The sequence below is a fragment of the Candidatus Palibaumannia cicadellinicola genome, from assembly GCF_001269425.1.
Classification (GTDB): Bacteria; Pseudomonadota; Gammaproteobacteria; order Enterobacterales; family Enterobacteriaceae; genus Baumannia; species Baumannia cicadellinicola_A.
Genome location: NZ_CP011787.1, coordinates 362,261 through 377,446, shown reverse-complemented (window position 1 = coordinate 377,446; position 15,186 = coordinate 362,261). Strand labels below are relative to the sequence as shown.

The 15,186-nt window shown below is 34.4% G+C and carries 15 protein-coding genes, 1 tRNA gene and 1 other annotated feature; of the genes, 12 read left to right on the top strand and 4 right to left on the bottom strand.

The window, feature by feature from the left end; genetic code table 11:
- Positions 1–152: 152 nt before the first annotated feature.
- Positions 153–716: an L-threonylcarbamoyladenylate synthase type 1 TsaC gene (gene tsaC / locus AB162_RS01750; protein WP_474113625.1), complete on the bottom strand. Its 564-nt coding sequence runs from the start codon at positions 714–716 to the stop codon at positions 153–155.
- Positions 717–879: 163 nt separating this feature from the next.
- On the opposite strand from tsaC, the gene def reads away from it, so the two are divergent.
- Together def and fmt are read left to right on the top strand one after the other, a co-directional pair.
- Positions 880–1,386 carry a peptide deformylase gene (def, locus tag AB162_RS01745; protein WP_053096962.1) on the top strand — a complete coding sequence of 169 codons (507 nt, stop codon included), beginning with the start codon at positions 880–882 and terminating at the stop codon, positions 1,384–1,386.
- Between the two features lie 54 nt (positions 1,387–1,440).
- The gene (fmt, locus tag AB162_RS01740) at positions 1,441–2,394 is read left to right on the top strand and encodes a methionyl-tRNA formyltransferase (RefSeq protein ID WP_053096960.1); all 954 of its coding nucleotides are present in this window, start codon (positions 1,441–1,443) and stop codon (positions 2,392–2,394) included.
- Between the two features lie 36 nt (positions 2,395–2,430).
- On the opposite strand, the gene AB162_RS01735 is transcribed toward fmt, so the two are convergent.
- Positions 2,431–2,515 (bottom strand) — tRNA-Ser (locus tag AB162_RS01735).
- 156 nt (positions 2,516–2,671) lie between these two features.
- Between AB162_RS01735 and AB162_RS01730 the strand changes: the two genes are divergently transcribed.
- The 4 genes from AB162_RS01730 (at position 2,672) to fabA (ending at position 5,929) form a co-directional block, all read left to right on the top strand.
- A complete protein-coding gene (locus tag AB162_RS01730) occupies positions 2,672–2,998 on the top strand; it encodes a TusE/DsrC/DsvC family sulfur relay protein (protein ID WP_053096957.1) in 327 nt (108 codons plus the stop codon).
- Between the two features lie 168 nt (positions 2,999–3,166).
- A complete protein-coding gene (gene hspQ / locus AB162_RS01725; RefSeq protein ID WP_053096955.1) occupies positions 3,167–3,484 on the top strand; it encodes a heat shock protein HspQ in 318 nt (105 codons plus the stop codon).
- A gap of 78 nt (positions 3,485–3,562) precedes the next feature.
- Positions 3,563–5,323, top strand: coding sequence for an AAA family ATPase (locus AB162_RS01720; RefSeq protein ID WP_053096953.1), 1,761 nt, complete (start codon positions 3,563–3,565; stop codon positions 5,321–5,323).
- Between the two features lie 87 nt (positions 5,324–5,410).
- Positions 5,411–5,929: a bifunctional 3-hydroxydecanoyl-ACP dehydratase/trans-2-decenoyl-ACP isomerase gene (gene fabA / locus AB162_RS01715; RefSeq protein ID WP_053096951.1), complete on the top strand. Its 519-nt coding sequence runs from the start codon at positions 5,411–5,413 to the stop codon at positions 5,927–5,929.
- A 40-nt stretch (positions 5,930–5,969) separates the two neighbouring features.
- Here fabA and pyrD read toward each other — a convergent pair whose 3' ends face one another.
- Positions 5,970–6,980: a quinone-dependent dihydroorotate dehydrogenase gene (gene pyrD, locus AB162_RS01710; RefSeq protein ID WP_053096948.1), complete on the bottom strand. Its 1,011-nt coding sequence runs from the start codon at positions 6,978–6,980 to the stop codon at positions 5,970–5,972.
- 310 nt (positions 6,981–7,290) lie between these two features.
- On the opposite strand from pyrD, the gene asnS reads away from it, so the two are divergent.
- Positions 7,291–8,691, top strand: a complete 1,401-nt coding sequence (asnS, locus tag AB162_RS01705) for an asparagine--tRNA ligase (RefSeq protein WP_053096946.1) — start codon at positions 7,291–7,293, stop codon at positions 8,689–8,691.
- 71 nt (positions 8,692–8,762) lie between these two features.
- Here asnS and AB162_RS01700 read toward each other — a convergent pair whose 3' ends face one another.
- Complete coding sequence (locus AB162_RS01700; RefSeq protein WP_311195360.1) at positions 8,763–9,368, bottom strand: MBL fold metallo-hydrolase; 606 nt, start codon at positions 9,366–9,368, stop codon at positions 8,763–8,765.
- 679 nt (positions 9,369–10,047) lie between these two features.
- Positions 10,048–10,171, top strand: a sequence feature (His leader region).
- A 39-nt stretch (positions 10,172–10,210) separates the two neighbouring features.
- On the opposite strand from AB162_RS01700, the gene hisG reads away from it, so the two are divergent.
- From hisG to hisH, 5 genes are read left to right on the top strand one after another with little or no spacing between them, the layout of a single operon-like run.
- A complete protein-coding gene (hisG, locus tag AB162_RS01695) occupies positions 10,211–11,110 on the top strand; it encodes an ATP phosphoribosyltransferase (RefSeq protein ID WP_053096944.1) in 900 nt (299 codons plus the stop codon).
- A 4-nt stretch (positions 11,111–11,114) separates the two neighbouring features.
- Positions 11,115–12,431 (top strand): histidinol dehydrogenase, encoded by a 1,317-nt coding sequence (hisD, locus tag AB162_RS01690; protein WP_053096942.1) that lies wholly within the window; start codon positions 11,115–11,117, stop codon positions 12,429–12,431.
- Entirely contained in the window at positions 12,428–13,489 is a 1,062-nt protein-coding gene (gene hisC / locus AB162_RS01685; RefSeq protein ID WP_053096940.1) for a histidinol-phosphate transaminase, read from the top strand. The genes hisD and hisC overlap by 4 nt, the downstream gene beginning before the upstream one ends.
- 22 nt (positions 13,490–13,511) lie before the next feature.
- On the top strand, positions 13,512–14,579 hold the full coding sequence (gene hisB, locus AB162_RS01680) for a bifunctional histidinol-phosphatase/imidazoleglycerol-phosphate dehydratase HisB (RefSeq protein WP_053096938.1): 1,068 nt from the start codon (positions 13,512–13,514) through the stop codon (positions 14,577–14,579).
- Positions 14,579–15,184: an imidazole glycerol phosphate synthase subunit HisH gene (hisH, locus tag AB162_RS01675; RefSeq protein ID WP_053096936.1), complete on the top strand. Its 606-nt coding sequence runs from the start codon at positions 14,579–14,581 to the stop codon at positions 15,182–15,184. The genes hisB and hisH overlap by 1 nt, the downstream gene beginning before the upstream one ends.
- Positions 15,185–15,186: the final 2 nt, after the last annotated feature.

The window sequence follows — 15,186 nt, the reverse complement described above, 5'->3', positions numbered from 1 at the left end:
AAAATTAATTAATGGTAAAATACAATACTCTAATATAAATTAGTAAGCAGCAAGGTAATTTTTGCCAATGTCCAGTTCGGAACGTAACGCAAAATAACTATTTTAAAGTTTAATAGGCTAAAATATAAAAATTATCTATATAATAAGCTATACTAGCTTTTATTACTTTTACGAATTAATTCACCGCTTAGAGCATCACGTATTTCTGAAGGATAAATTCTACCTTCTATTAGCCCGTCCATTACAGGAAATTTTGCACCAAATTTATTACGCACTTCGTTAATATTACGTGCTGGAGACTCTCCACTTAAGTTAGCACTAGTAGATACTATTGGTTTACCAAATGCAAGACATAACCTTCGTACTGGTTCAAAAGCACTTATGCGGACTGCTAATGATGAAAATTTACCTGTTAACCATCGTGGAGTATTTGCATTAGCTGGGATTACCCAGGTTACATGACCTGGCCATAGGGAAAAAATACGTTCTCGTTGTTTAATATCTAAACTAGAATCATCAATATAATAAGTTAATACTTCATAAGTAGCAGCAACTAAAATAAATCCTTTTTGATCCGATCTTCGTTTCAAAGCTAGTAGCTTATTGACAGCTTTTTCACTGTTTGGATCACAACCTAAACCAAACATTGCTTCTGTCGGATAAGCTATCACCTGTTGCTTATGCAACAATGTAACAATCTGAGTAATATTGAGCAAAATTAATAACTATCCATAAAAAATTAACCAATAATATTACGTTTATAAAAAAAATTAATTTTTTTATGTTAATGCATAAAAATATTTATTAACATGTTATTAACATTTAAAATACATTAATAAATAGTATTTAATATGCTTTTAATATGTGAATTAATTAACTATGTCAGTATTAAATATAATATATTACCCTGATGATCGACTACGTAAAATATCTAAGCCTGTTACTCAAATCAATGACGCTATACAACGTATAGTCTATGATATGCTTGATACTATGTACGCAAAAAAAGGGATAGGTTTAGCTGCGCCACAAGTAGACATTCACCTACGTATTATTGTACTTGATATCTCAGAAAATAAAACACAGCATCTAGTACTTATTAATCCTGAAATACTAGCAAAAAGTGGTGAAACAGGCATTAATGAAGGCTGTCTATCGATTCCTCATCAAAGTGGTTTTGTCCTAAGAGCGAAACATTTGAAAATTAGAGCGCTAGATATTCAAGGTAACAGCTTTCAGTTAGAAACACATAATATACAGGCTATCTGTATTCAACATGAGATGGACCATCTAATTGGCAAGCTATTTGTTGATTACCTATCAATACTAAAGCGTCAGCGCATATGTAAAAAAATTAATAAACTTAATAAACGTGTGCGCGCATAATCGATATAGCGTAAAAGTAACCTGACCTGAACTTAATATTATCATTAATCCATCGTGTCCGAATCTATACGAATTATTTTTGCTGGAACCCCTGATTTTGCAGCGCTTCATTTATCAGCTTTGATAACTTCATCTTATAAAGTTGTAGGAGTTTTGACACAACCAGATAGACCAGCTGGACGTGGCTATCGTTTGACTGCTAGTGCAGTAAAACAACTTGCTCAATTAAATAATTTACCAGTATTTCAGCCCAATTCTATGCATCAACATAATATTAAGTATATATTTGAGCATCTGAGTGCTGATATTATGGTAGTAGTGGCTTATGGACTGATTTTACCGCAGGAGGTTTTAAGATTTTTCAAGCTTGGTTGTATTAATGTGCATTGTTCACTATTACCTCGCTGGAGAGGAGCGGCACCTATTCAGCGCGCATTATGTGCTGGTGATACTACCACTGGTGTGAGTATCATACAGATGGATGCAGGACTAGATACAGGTGCTATTTTATATAAAGCTACCTGTAGTATACTACCGGGGGATACTAGTACTACACTATATAATAAATTGACTAAACTTGGTCCTACTGCTTTGATTACTACTATTAGTAATATTATAGCCGGTCGCCAGTTAGCAGAGCCACAAGACAATAAACTAGCTACCTATGCTAATAAATTAAGTAAGAAAGAAGCACGACTGAACTGGCATATGCCTGCAATTCAGTTAGAGCGCTGTATTAGAGCTTTTAATCCCTGGCCAGTAAGTTACTTTAAAGTAAACAATAATACTATAAAAGTATGGCGTGCTAATTTGAATTATATAAAACATAACAATAACCAAGTACCTGGTACCATTGTATCAGCAGATCAAGTAGGAATTAACATAGCTACGAGCGATGGAGTACTAACTTTAACGATATTACAACCAGCTGGTTCAAAGCCAATGTTAGTTAAAGATTTACTTAATTCCAGATTGGAATGGTTTAAACCAGGTAAAATATTAACTTAAATAAGTAATCCTAACACATATAATAATATTAAGATTAGGAGGAGGTGGGATTCGAACCCACGGAAAGTATCCCTTCGCCGGTTTTCAAGACCGGTGCCTTAAGCCACTCGACCACTCCTCCCTCCGTAAATAGAATACTATAAATTATAAATATAGGATAATACTTACTATAGATAATTCAAACTATATTTGAGTATTTTAGCAATTTATGTTTTAAAAACAAACAATAACATATGCTATAATTGTTCCTTTTTATATCACTCACTAAATAAATTCCATGCAATTTAATGATAAAGAAATAGCTACTGACGTTCAAGGATATTTAATTAATCCTAGTGATTGGAGTGAAGCATTAGGATTAGAAATAGCAAACCAGGAAAATATTAACCTCAGCGAACAACACTGGCAAGTAATCTACTTTGTGCGTAATTTTTATCTAAAGTTTAACATATCACCAAGTATGCGTATGCTAGTAAAAGTTATGATGCAAAAATACGGTGAAGAAAAAGGTAATAGTATTTATTTATTTAATCTTTTTCCCAAAGGACCTGCTAAACAGGTTACTAAAATTGCTGGACTACCTAAGCCGGTAATATGCCTATAGTAATAAATTGTCTATATTTGTTGTTAATTTATTTTTAAAAAACTTACTTATGATCTATAATAAAAAAAATAATATGTCCCTTGATTTACTAGTAGCCTCCCCCAATTTTACATATGTAAATTAAAAAAAATATATCAAGTATATATTCATATAATATGAGGTATTATTATGATTTCTAGTAAATTTGGTATAGGACAACAAGTTCGCCATAAACTACTGGGGTACTTAGGGGTAATCATCGATGTTGATCCAGAATACTCGCTAGATAAGCCCTATATAGATAAAATGGCTGCTGATGATACCCTAAGAAAAGCTCCTTGGTACCATGTGGTAATGGAGGATGAAGAAGGAAAACCAGTTCACACTTATTTAGCAGAAGCTCAGCTAGGATATGAAGCTGTCCCTGAACATCCGGAACATTCTACGTTAGATGAATTAGCTGAATCAATTAGGTTACAATTACAGGCTCCACGTTTAAGAAACTAATATTATATTTGGAGTGATATAAAATTTATAATCAGTCAAATATAATTTGGATAAAAATACAAATTCTCAACTAATGATTTGAATAATAAAAAATTAGAATGGCAATATTTAGTTCCTGATACCGCAAAATTTGCGGATATGTTTAATAAAAAATATCCGCATCTTATCTCGCCTTTAACTGAGCTTCAACAGCGCTTAATGAACTGTTTGAAGCAACTTTGCCATACCAGATCTCCAAGTAGATTTTTGTTAATTAAAGCAAAAGAAGAGGAAGAATACTTTAAATTAATTGCTGAAACAATTAAAAGCATTATCCCTGCTCACTCTAAACCAATAGGTGGAAAATATACTATAACTAGCGTAAGAATAATTAACTGGCAGCAAGCCTCTACGCTAGAAGATAATTTTGCAGCCAAAGATGTCTGTACCTGGCAAGCTTGGGTAGAACAAGAGCAACTTTTTGGTTCTCTCTACTGCTATAAAGAGAGCATCAATCTACAACCAGGTCTAGTACACTACGTGAACGGTGGTATTTTATTACTAGGTGCTAATACATTAGTGAGCCAACCCCTGTTGTGGCTACGTATAAAACAAATGATTATACAGCAGCGTTTCGACTGGCTACCAGCGAAAGAAAATATACCACTATCTATTTATATACCTTCTATGCCGCTAAATTTGCGACTGATAATAATCGGAGATAACGAAGTCTTAGCCGCGCTCCATACTATGGAGCCTGATCTGCTTAGACTAGCATTGTATGGAGAATTTGAATTAGATAAGCGTATTAATAATGCTAAAGACATAGCACAGTGGTGCTCGTGGGTTAATACGTTGGCACATCGGCAAGGATTGCAAGCACTACATTCTGATGCATGGCCTGAATTGATCAAACAATCAGTTCGCTATAGCGGCGATCAACTCAAGTTGCCACTTTGTCCACATTGGCTTACTAGAAGATTAAAAGAATCAGTTTTATACTGCTACAATAAGGTCATCAATGCTACTGCACTGTATGAAAGCTATCGTACTAACATTTGGTGTGAAAGCTATATTTGTGAAAGCATGCAACAAGATATAGCAGAAGGACAGATTATGGTAGATACTGAAAGTAAAATTACAGGTCAAGTAAATGCACTATCTGTGCTATCGTTTTCTGGTCATCCGTTGCTATTTGGCCAACCATCACGTATTAGCTGTGTGGTCCATTTTGGTGATGGAGAAATCCATGATGTTGATAGTAAAGCAGAACTAAGCGGTAATCTTCATACTAAAGGGATGATGATTATGCAAGCTTTTCTTATGTCAGTACTCAAGTTAGATCGGCAATTACCATTCTCTGCGTCGTTGGTGTTTGAGCAATCATATGAAGAAATAGACGGTGACAGCGCATCATTAGCAGAACTAGTAGCGCTTATAAGTGCATTAGCTGATCAACCAGTTGATCAGCAAATTGCAATTACTGGATCAGTAGATCAATTTGGTCGCGTTCAGTCGATTGGAAGTATCAATGAAAAAATTGAGGGTTTTTTTACATTATGCAATACGCGCGGACTTACTGGTAATCAAGGAGTTATTATTCCTCACACTAATATTCGTCATTTGTGTTTAAACGATCATGTTATTCAAGAAGTACGTAATAACAATTTCTCTATTTGGCCAGTAAATAATATTTATGATACTTTGGAAATATTGACTGCTATGCCTTTTTCTAATGAAAAGCGACCTAATCTAATAGATTGTATTCGTGAGCGAATTATTAAGATACAAAATAGGCAAGAACGGCAATATTTATTACCATTTGGTTTACGCTGGTTAGCTAAGAGAGTGTTTTATTAAACAGAACTAACAACTAACTAAATTACAAATAAATAGCTGGCTGGCATAAATAAATGTGTATAATTTATGATTCAATTTTTATAATGTATGATAAATAAACGTAATTTTTATTCAAAAGAAGATCTAATAGCATCCAGCCGCGGTGAATTATTTGGTAAATTTGGTCCTCAGCTTCCAGCAAATTATATGTTAATGATGGATAAAGTAGTAAAAATAACCGAGTCTGGAGGAAATTACCATAAAGGTTTTATTGAAGCTGAACTTGATATTAAACCTAACATGTGGTTCTTTAGTTGTCATTTTATTGGCGACCCAGTAATGCCAGGTTGTCTAGGATTGGATGCTATGTGGCAATTAGTAGGTTTCTACCTGGGTTGGCTTGGCGGAGAAGGTAAAGGCAGGGCATTAGGGGTAGGTGAAGTAAAGTTTACCGGTCAAATTTTACCTAGTGCTAAAAAATTAATTTATCGTATTCATGTTCGCCGTATTATCCACCGTCAACTAATTATTGGTATGGCCGACGGTGAAGTAATCTGTGATGGGAAAATTATTTATACCGCAAGTGATCTAAAAGTTGGTTTATTTAAAGATATTGCTGCCTTCTAATTAATTGTAAATATAAGTATCATATACGTTTTAATTTATATTAAATATCGCTGATAATATCCTTTATTAGGCGAGGTCCATTAAAAATTAAGCCTGAATAAATCTGAATCAGCGCCGCGCCAGCAGCCATTTTTTCTCGTGCCGCCATCAAAGAATCAATACCACCAACACCGATAATAGGTAATTTTCCTTTTAACTCAGAAGATAAAATACTAATTACTTCAGTACTAATTAAGTGTATAGGACGACCACTTAAACCACCAGCTTGCGAACTATGATCTAACCCATGCACTAATTCTCGATTAGTAGTAGTATTAGTTGCAATTACTCCATCAATATTATGTTTAACTAGCATATCTGCCATCTGAATTAGTTCAGACTTAGTCATATCAGGTGTAATTTTTACCGCTATTGGTACATATTTATTATGATATTCCTGTAATGCTGTTTGTTTATCTTTTATCGAGAAAAGTAAATTATCTAACAGTTCTCCAAATTGTAAATTAGTAAGCTCAGGGGTATTTGGTGATGATATATTTATTGCGATATAATCAGCATAAGGATATACTTTTTCCATACAAATTAAATAATCATCTTTTCCTTGTTCGATAGGAGTATCTTGATTTTTACCAATATTAATACCTAACACACCACCAAAATTTGAGTTTTTGATATTGTTAATGAGGTTATCAACCCCCAAATTATTACACCCCATACGATTAATCAATCCACCTGCCTTAACTAACCTAAATAGTCTTGGTTTTTTATTACCAGGTTGGGCGTGCGGAGTAACAGTACCAACTTCAATAAAGCCAAACCCCATAGCACCTATTGCGTCGATGTAATCGCCATTTTTATCGAATCCAGCAGCTAGACCTAATGGATTTTTAAAAGAAATCCCCATACAATTAATAGCCTTAGTAGGAACAGATTGTCTAACTAAAAACTCTAATGGCGTACCTGTGATACGCTTAAGCTGTTGAAAAGTAAATTCATGGGCTTTTTCTGGTTCTAATTGGAATAATGCTTGTCTGATCAGAGGATAAAACATAATATCTCCTTATTTATAATATTGTTTATATAATCTTGTGTTTATATAATATGGATTTAAGAAATTACAACAGAAGTGTATGAGCCGCAAATATCATACATGTTATTCTACCAATGGTGATAAACTATTAGTAAACAGATTGTTAAAAACAAATATTGCTAGAAAGTATACCTAATTGAGAAAAAATTGATTTTTGTATTGTTACTTTACCTACCTAAACAGTAAATAGATAACATAACAAAATTATTTATTTTAGTATGACACTGTTAATTTAAGCTATAGCACTACATAAATTTTTTGGAAAATGTATATGAAAACACTACAAATAGTAAATATCATCAAAGGGTATTTTATAGCTAATAGTGAAGTCACTATACAGGGTTGGGTTCGTACCCGTAGAGATTCGAAAGCAGGAATATCTTTCCTTTCTATTTATGATGGTTCATGCTTTGATTCATTGCAAGTTATTATTCATAAAAATATATTAAATTATAAAAATGATGTTTTACGTCTTACCACTGGTTGCTCTGTAAAAATTACTGGGATGGTAGTTGCATCAATGGGTAGAGGACAAAATTTCGAGATACAGGCTAATACAGTAACAGTAATAGGATGGATCGAAGATCCAGATACATATCCTATAACAGCTAAAAAGCATAGTATGGAATATCTAAGAGAGGTAGCCCATTTACGTCCACGTACTCATGTTATCGGCGCCGTTACTAGAGTACGACATACTGTAGCACAGGCTATTCATAGATTTATGAATGAACAAGGTTTTTTATGGGTTTCAACTCCATTAATTACTGCTTTTAATAGTGAAGGTGCAGGAGAAATGTTCCGAGTTTCTACGCTAGATTTAGACAAATTACCGCATAACGATCAAGGAAAAGTAAACTATGAACATGATTTTTTTGGTAAAGAAGCTTTTCTTACTGTATCAGGTCAGTTAAATGGAGAAAGTTATGCTTGTGCACTCTCTAAAATATATACTTTTGGTCCTACCTTCCGCGCAGAAAATTCTAATACTAGTCGTCATTTAGCAGAGTTTTGGATGGTTGAACCAGAGTTAGCATTCGCTAATTTAACTGATATTGCTACTCTAGCAGAAAAAATGCTTAAATATATTTTTAATACTGTATTGATAGAATGTGCTGAAGATATGCAGTTTTTTGCTGCAAAAATTAACACTAATGCTATTAAACGATTAGATAAATTTATTAGCACCGATTTTGCCCAAGTAGATTACACAGAAGTTATAGATATATTACAAGCTTGCAAGCATAAATTTGATAATCCTATTGTTTGGGGTATAGACCTTTCTTCTGAGCACGAACGCTATCTTGCTGAAACATATTTCCAAGCTCCTGTTGTAGTAAAAAATTATCCAAAAGATATAAAAGCGTTTTATATGCGAATGAACGATGACGGTAAAACTGTAGCAGCTATGGATATTTTAGCACCAGGCATTGGTGAAATTATTGGTGGATCAGAACGTGAAGAACGCCTGGATAAATTAGATAAACGTTTAGCTGATCTTGGACTAAAACAAAAAGATTATTGGTGGTATCGTGATTTACGCCGTTACGGAACTGTACCTCATTCAGGTTTTGGATTAGGTTTAGAACGATTAATTGTTTATGTAACAGGAATGCAAAATATACGAGACGTAATACCATTTCCAAGAAGCCAGCGTCAGGCTTCTTTCTAATATCAATTAATTATAAGTATAATATAATATGGATTGTCAGTTATCGCAGCAAATAAAAGTTATTACTACGTTCATAACCAATAGTGGACATTAACCCATGTCCTGGCAAAAAAAATTATATCATCAGCAAGAGTGAGAAGTTGGTTATTAATAGAGTCTATTAATATTTGTGCATTACCACCTGGTAAATCAGTACGTCCTATTGAATCTCTGAACAGCACATCCCCCATTATAATAAATTTTCTTATTTTATTCAACAAAACAATATGACCCGGAGAGTGACCAGGACAATGGAGCACATGGTAGCGTTCCATTCCTACATTAATAATATCTCCGTTAGCTAACCAGCTATCTGGTAAAAATGAGTATATAACCGGCCAACCAAATATTTGGCACTGTAATGGTAGGTTTTCTAACATAAATTTATCGGCAGAGTGAGGTCCAATGATAGGCACACCGTAATGCTTAGCTAATGTATTAGATGCTCCTACATGATCTAAGTGACCATGAGTTAAGACAATCTTTGTTAGATTAATGTCAAATTTATCTATTTCTAGGCATAATCTTAGTGCCTCTCCACCTGGATCTACTAATGCTGCTTCTTTAGTTTGGTCACACCAGATTAGGGAACAGTTTTGATGTAAATCTGTTACAGTAATTATATGATAATGCATCATATTTAATTATTTACTCACTAATATTTATTAACAATTGTACAAAAAACATCATTTTTATTTTTTTTTAAAATATTTAAAAGTAAAATAACTACTTATGTTATTAGGAAAATGTTCACTTAAGCCAATCTAATTTAAGCTTATATTGTGGTACTGATAATAAAATTATTATTATTTCAAGATAGATACTATAAATAATTGTGTATTGCTGTTTGTAATTAATATGATGAATATCTAGGTTGTTGTAGGCCCAACATAAGTTAAATAATTTGATAAAATTTTAAACAAAATACCCGCTAAGTATACATTTAATAATTTATGGTATATATAATTGTTAATGTTAATAAGTAATTAACAGTTGATGTTCCTATCCTCCTAGGAGGTACTAGTAGTTAGTAGGTAATTTTATTTTTATGATCTAATTGGTTATTTATTGTTAGTTAATATAGCATAGCATTCATTCTATTTCTAGAATGTGCTGCTATCTACTACGTAAAATAAGTGCAGTCCTAGCCAACCAACACCAATAAATAATATATAATATATATCTTGTTATCATTATTTTTGCCTTAATGAAAAAAAATGTTGCACTATGCCCTAAATATCGTTAGGGTAATAATACATATACTATTAGTTTAATAAACCTACTTATAAGGAACACTATGAATAAAATTATCATTAATCCATATCATCATACACCTTAGTAGTCTTTCAGGCTATTGGTGCTGGAAGACATTTAAATCTTCCAGTGGCGGATAATGTAATTATCATAAGCCCTCGGAAGAAATCTTCCGAGGTTTTTTTTTGCATTAGTCAATAATCATTTACTTAGGGCATAATAAATAATGTTGGACAAATCACGATTAAGGATAGCAATTCAAAAATCTGGCAGACTCAGCAAAGAATCTCAGAAATTATTAGAGCAATGCGGGATAAAAATCCATTTACAACAGCAACGGTTACTAGCCTTCGCTGAAAACATGCCTCTTGATATTATGCTAGTGCGTGATGATGATATTCCAGGCCTAGTTTTAGATAGCGTAGTAGATTTAGGAATTATAGGTGAGAATGTATTAGAAGAAAAGCTGTTGACTAGGCGTGCTCAAGGTGAAAATCCTCGCTATGTAATTCTACGTAGATTAGATTTTGGTGGATGCCGTCTATCTATGGCCTTACCTATTGATCAAATTTGGACCGGTCCTAAATGTCTACAAGGAAAACGGATAGCGACTTCTTACCCACATATTCTAAAAAAATACCTTGATAAACTAGGTATTAATTTCAAATCTTGTTTATTAAATGGTTCGGTAGAAGTAGCACCACGCGCAGGTCTAGCAGATGCAATATGTGATTTAGTGTCAACAGGTGCTACCCTTGAAGCAAACGGCTTACGTGAAGTGGAAGTAATTTATCGTTCTAAAGCTTGCTTAATTAAGCGTGATGGAGATTTTACACTTACTAAGCAAGCACTGGTAGATAAATTAATGATACGTATTCAGGGTGTAATTCAAGCACGTGAGTCTAAATATATTATGATGCACGCACCAACAGAACGACTGGATAATATTATTAGTCTACTACCTGGAGCTGAGCATCCAACAGTACTACCATTAGCTAGTGATAAAAATTTAGTAGCAATGCATATGGTAAGCCGCGAAACATTATTCTGGGAAACAATGGAAAACTTAAAAGCATTAGGCGCTCGTTCTATTCTAGTGCTGCCAATTGAAAAAATTATGGAGTAAAGTGATGATAAATTCTACATTATCGTTACCATTACGCTGGAGTGAATGCACCGTAGAACAGCAAAAAATGCTACTTACCCGTCCTACAGTAAAAGCTTCAGCTAGTGTGATATCCACTGTTAGTGAAATTATTAACAATGTAAGCCAACAAGGCGATAATGCTATCCGTAACTTCAACCTAAGTTTTAATGGTATAGAAACACCGCAATTACGTATTCCTGAACATGAGATAGCATTAGCAACTAGTAGGATAGCACCATATGTAAAACAGGCAATGGTATCTGCGATGATGAATATAGAACGTTTTCATAGTTCTCAGCAGTTACCAGATGTAGAAATTGAAACTCAGCCAGGCGTAAACTGTAGACTATTAACTAGGCCTATTGCATCTGTTGGTTTCTATATTCCTGGTGGATTAGCCCCATTATCTTCTACAGTACTTATGTTAGCTATCCCTGCACGTATTGCTGGATGTAAAAATATAATACTTTGCTCACCACCTCCTATTGCTGATGAGATTATGTATGCAGCTCAACTTTGTGGAGTAAAAGACATTTACCAAGTAGGTGGTGCACAAGCAATAGCAGCTATGGGATTGGGTACTGAGTCAATTTATAAGGTTGATAAAATTTTTGGTCCTGGCAATAGTTGGGTAACAGAAGCTAAACGACAAATTAGCACACTATTCAATCTTAGTGTTGCTATTGATATGCCTGCGGGTCCTTCAGAAGTTATGATTATTGCTGACAGCGGTGCCTATCCAGTATTTATCGCCGCTGACCTACTTTCTCAAGCAGAACATGGTCCTGACTCACAGGTTATTCTGCTGACTAATGATACTCAAATTGCTAATCAGGTTGCTGGAGAAATAGTAAGTCAGTTAAAAACTTTACCGCGTGCTGCTATTGCACGTCAATCTTTAACCCATAATAGACTAATTATCACTGATAATTTAGCTGAATGCGTGTCAATAAGTAATAGTTACGGCCCAGAACATCTTATTATTCAGACTCGTAATTCAGAACAATTATTGAAACATATTACCAACGCAGGATCAATATTCCTAGGGGATTGGTCACCAGAATCAGCTGGAGATTATGCATCTGGTACTAACCATGTACTGCCTACTTCTGGTTATACAAAAACCCATTCTGGTCTAAGCTTAGTTGATTTTCAAAAACGCATAACAGTGCAGCATTTAAGTCCTCAGGGGTTATTATTATTAGCACCTACTATTGAAACATTAGCGCAGGCCGAACAACTTATCGCTCACAAAAATGCAGTTACTTTACGTGTAGCCATGATTAAGGAAAAACAATGAGTATTTTTAAGTTAGCTAGGGCTAATGTGCGTACACTAGAGCCCTATCAATCAGCCCGTAGGATAGGAGGAAAAGGTAGTATTTTGCTTAATGCTAACGAATATCCACAGCAAAAATTATACATGCTACGTAGTAGTAATATTAATCGCTATCCTGATTGCCAACCTAAGGAGATGATTAATAGATATGCCGCTTACGCAGCAGTGCAACCAAATCAGGTACTAGCCTGCCGCGGTGCTGATGAAGGTATTGAGCTGATGATTCGTGCTTTTTGTGAACCAGGAAAAGATGCTATTTTATTTTGTCCTCCTACCTACGGTATGTATAGTGTTAGCGCTGAGACATTTGGTATCGAGTATCGTACTGTTCCTATGCTTGATAATTGGCAGCTAAATATTAATGAAATATTTGCTAAGCTTAATGGTGTTAAGTTAATTTATATTTGTAGCCCGAATAATCCAACAGGCAACATTTTAAATAAGCACGATACACGTAAGTTACTAGATATGACTTATGGAAAGACGTTACTAGTAGCTGATGAGGCATATGTAGATTTTTATCCCACAGCTAGTATAACTAGCTGGCTTAAAGATTATCCGCACTTAGTTATTCTGCGTACTTTATCTAAGGCTTTTGCTTTAGCTGGACTGCGCTGTGGTTTTACTATTGCGAACGTTGATGTGATCCAATTATTACTTAAAGTAATCACACCTTATCCTTTATCGCTCCCAGTAGCTGATATTGCAGAACAAGCGCTAAGTGATGAAGGTATACGTCAAACTAGTAAAAGAATAGCTAATATTAAAGCTAATAGAGATTTTCTGATGCATGAATTAGCTTTTTGTCCTTGCGTGCGCTTAGTATTTCCTAGCGTTAGTAACTATTTATTAGTCCATTTTGATCCAGCTTATGGTGTGTTTAAAAATCTATGGAATCAAGGCATTATTTTGCGTGATCAAAGTAAACAAACAGGATTAGCTGATTGTATACGTATTACTGTTGGTACTAGCTTAGAATGCAAAAGTTTGATCGCAGCACTAAAAGCATTAAGATGCTGATATAAAGGAGTAATACATACCTATGAGCGAAAAGTTTGTGTTTATAGATAGAGATGGTACGTTGATTCGCGAACCACTAGTAAATTTTCAGGTAGATCGCATGGATCAGCTAAAGCTAGAACCATACGTAATTCCAGCTCTTCTGCAGTTACAAAAAGCTAATTTCAAATTAGTAATAATTACTAACCAAGATGGTCTTGGTACATCTAGTTTTCCTAAAGAGGATTTCGAAGGTCCACATAATTTAATGATGCATATTTTTAACTCTCAGGGGATATTCTTCGATAAAGTATTAATATGTCCCCATTTTGCAATCGATAAGTGCAATTGCAGAAAACCAAATACAGCATTAGTAGCACCCTGGCTAGTAGGTGATAAACTAGATAAGGCTAATAGCTATGTTATTGGTGATAGAACAACAGATATTATCCTAGCACATAATATGGGGATCAATGGCTTACTTTATCAGCGTGATATTCTTAATTGGCAAATAATATGTAATAAATTAACTTGCATTGATCGCCATGCTAAAGTGACACGTGTTACCAAAGAAACATCTACTGAAGTAGAAGTATGGCTAGATAGGGAAGGTAATAGTAATATCAATACAGGAATTGGTTTCTTTGATCATATGCTTAATCAAATTGCTACCCACGGAGGGTTAAGTATTAATATTAAAGTCAGTGGAGACTTAAATATTGATGATCACCATACTATTGAAGACACTGCACTTACGCTAGGCGAAGCACTAAAAGAAGGGCTAGGCGATAAGTGTGGTATTGGGCGTTTTGGTTTTGTACTACCTATGGATGAATGTTTGGCACGTTGCGCATTAGATCTTTCTGGCCGTCCATACTTAGAATATAAGGCAGAATATAATTCTCCTAAAATAGGGGATATGAGTACACAAATGGTTGAACATTTCTTTAGATCACTATCTAATGCAATGGCCTGTACACTACATTTAAGAACAACAGGTAATAATGACCATCATATAGTAGAAAGTTTGTTCAAAGTATTTGGGCGTACCCTACGTCAGGCCATACATATTAATGGCGATACTCTACCTAGCTCAAAAGGAATGCTATAATGAAGGTAGTCATAATTGATACTTGTTGTGCTAATATTTTATCAGTTACCGCTGCTATCCGTCGTTTGGGTTATCAACCTGAGGTGAGTCATGATGCTAAAGTCGTTTTACAGGCAAATAAGTTATTTTTACCAGGAGTTGGTACTGCGCAGGCGGCGATGAAACAATTATATAACAGTAAACTTATTAATATAATTAAAATGATTACTCAACCAGTACTAGGGATATGCCTAGGTATGCAGTTGCTTGGTAGCTTTAGTGATGAAAATTTTGGAATACAAACTCTAGGAATTATCAACACTCCTGTTAAAAAACTTTCTAATGAAAGTAACATTTGTTGGCCGCATATGGGCTGGAATAAGGTAAAACAGTTACAAAACAACCCCAGCAGCAATAGGCTGTTTAATGGAATTCCTGATGATAGCTACTTTTACTTTATACATGGCTACGCTATGTTACCATGTAACTCAACAATAGCTCAATCTAACTATGGTGATACCTTTACTGCTGCTGTCGCAAAAGACAATTTTTTTGGCGTACAATTTCATCCTGAGCGTTCAGGTAAGGTTGGCCAAAAACTAATTAACAACTTTCTGGAGATGTAAAT

What these genes read in the sequence shown, in the direction of transcription:
- def (WP_053096962.1), top strand. Translation starts at nt 880, where the DNA reads ATGTCAGTATTAAATATAATATATTACCCTGATGATCGACTACGTAAA.
- fabA (WP_053096951.1), top strand. Translation starts at nt 5,411, where the DNA reads ATGATAAATAAACGTAATTTTTATTCAAAAGAAGATCTAATAGCATCC.
- hisG (WP_053096944.1), top strand. Translation starts at nt 10,211, where the DNA reads ATGTTGGACAAATCACGATTAAGGATAGCAATTCAAAAATCTGGCAGA.
- hisB (WP_053096938.1), top strand. Translation starts at nt 13,512, where the DNA reads ATGAGCGAAAAGTTTGTGTTTATAGATAGAGATGGTACGTTGATTCGC.
- pyrD (WP_053096948.1), bottom strand. Translation starts at nt 6,980, where the DNA reads ATGTTTTATCCTCTGATCAGACAAGCATTATTCCAATTAGAACCAGAA.
- hspQ (WP_053096955.1), top strand. Translation starts at nt 3,167, where the DNA reads ATGATTTCTAGTAAATTTGGTATAGGACAACAAGTTCGCCATAAACTA.
- AB162_RS01700 (WP_311195360.1), bottom strand. Translation starts at nt 9,368, where the DNA reads ATGATGCATTATCATATAATTACTGTAACAGATTTACATCAAAACTGT.
- asnS (WP_053096946.1), top strand. Translation starts at nt 7,291, where the DNA reads ATGAAAACACTACAAATAGTAAATATCATCAAAGGGTATTTTATAGCT.
- hisC (WP_053096940.1), top strand. Translation starts at nt 12,428, where the DNA reads ATGAGTATTTTTAAGTTAGCTAGGGCTAATGTGCGTACACTAGAGCCC.
- hisD (WP_053096942.1), top strand. Translation starts at nt 11,115, where the DNA reads ATGATAAATTCTACATTATCGTTACCATTACGCTGGAGTGAATGCACC.
- hisH (WP_053096936.1), top strand. Translation starts at nt 14,579, where the DNA reads ATGAAGGTAGTCATAATTGATACTTGTTGTGCTAATATTTTATCAGTT.
- AB162_RS01730 (WP_053096957.1), top strand. Translation starts at nt 2,672, where the DNA reads ATGCAATTTAATGATAAAGAAATAGCTACTGACGTTCAAGGATATTTA.